Source organism: Myxococcus sp. AS-1-15, assembly GCF_020037055.1.
GTDB lineage: Bacteria > Myxococcota > Myxococcia > Myxococcales > Myxococcaceae > Myxococcus > Myxococcus fulvus.
In genome coordinates, this window is record NZ_JAIQDF010000061.1 from 1 (window position 1) to 1,687 (window position 1,687).

Annotated in this window: 1 protein-coding gene; it reads right to left on the minus strand. The window is 68.9% G+C overall.

Features of this window, described 5'->3' with window-relative positions; all coding sequences use genetic code 11:
• On the minus strand, positions 1-1,687 hold a 1,687-nt coding region (locus tag K8625_RS43465; RefSeq protein ID WP_223786095.1), incomplete at both ends, for a condensation domain-containing protein.

The following is a 1,687-nucleotide window of genomic DNA, read 5'->3' on the forward strand; positions in this document are numbered from 1 at the left end:
AGCTGATTGGAGCGAGCGTCGAGCGCGGCGTAGGAGAGCGAGCGCGTACCGTCGGAGAGCGCGATGGCGTCAGGCGTGCGACGCACCTGGGCCTCCACCGGCCCATGCATCGTCGTGGCCGCGTGGTCGTGGCGTGAGGTGTCGTTCCAGGCGACCAGCGTGCGCTGGCGCTCCTCGATGCCGAGGAGCGGGAGCTTCCAGATGGACTGGCCCGGCTCGCTCACGGCTGCGCGCAAGAGGTTCAGCAGATGCGCGCCGAGTCGCTCCGCGGTGCTCCGGTCGAACAGGTCCGTGTTGAACTCGAGCAGGCCGCCGATGTCGTCGCCGAAGTCGCCGCAGAGCAGGGACAGGTCGAACTTGGCGGTGCCGCTGTCCACATGCATCGGCTGGATGGCGCCCGCGTCCTCACCGTCCTTCGGTCCAGTTGTCCGCTGCGTGTTCTGCAGGGCGAACATCACCTGGAACAGCGGCGAGCGACTCAGGTCACGTTCGGGCTTCAGCTCGTCGACGAGCTTCTCGAACGGCACGTCCTGGTGCGCGTAGGCACCGAGCGTCGTCTCCTTCACCTGGCTCAGCAGCTCGCGGAAGGTCATCCCGACGGACAGCCGCGCACGCAGGGCGAGCGTGTTGACGAAGAACCCGACGATGCCTTCGATCTCCGCCTGCTGCCGGTTGGCGATGGGCGAGCCGACGACGATGTCGTCCTGTCCCGAGTAGCGCGCGAGCAACACCTGGAACGCGGACAGCAGCGCCATGAACGGCGTGACGCCCTCTCGCAGGCACAGGGCACGCAGCTCGGCCGAGAGCTGGGCTCCCAGCGCGATGGGAAGCGTGGACCCATTGGACGTCTGGACCGGCGGCCTGGGCCTGTCCGTGGGCAGCTCCAGCGCGTGCGGTGCGCCGGAGAGCTGCTGTCTCCACCAACCGACCTGCTGGGACAGCGCCTCGTCCTTCAGCCAGCCACGCTGCCATGCGGCGTAGTCCGCGTACTGCAACTCCAGCGGAGCGAGCGGTGACGGCAGGCCCTGCGCGAACGCGCCGTAGAGCGCTCCGACCTCGCGCGTGAGGATGCCGTTGGACCAACCATCCGAGACGATGTGGTGGACGGTGACGAGCAGGATGTGGCGCTGCTCGGACAGCTGGAGCACGGAGGCTCGGAGCAGCGGCGCGTGGGCCAGGTCGAACGGTTTCTGCGCCTCGGCCTGGGCCTGTCGCAGGGCCTCGGCTTCCCGCTGGGACTCGGGCACGTGCCGCAGGTCCACGACGGGGACGGACAGCGTCACATCCGTGTGGATGTGCTGCACGGCCTCGCCATCCGCCTGGACGTGGAAGGAGGTGCGCAGGGCCTCGTGTCGCTGGACGAGCGTGCGCAGCGCACGCTCCAGCGCATCGAGGTTCACTCCGCCGTGGAGCTGGATGGCCGAGGGGATGTTGTAGAAGGGGCTACCCGGCTGGAGTCGATCCAGGAACCACAGTCGCTGCTGCGCGAAGGACAGCGGCAGCGGTCCCGTGCGAGGCACCACCACGAGCGCCGGCTTCTCGTTCGCAAGCCCTGACTGCTTCTCGACCTCGATGCGCGCCGCGAGCGATGCCACCGTGGGCGCCTCGAAGAGCGCACGCAGGGGCAGCTCGACCTGGAAGGCCTTGCGGATGCGGGAGACGACCTGGGTGGCGAGGAGGGAGTGGC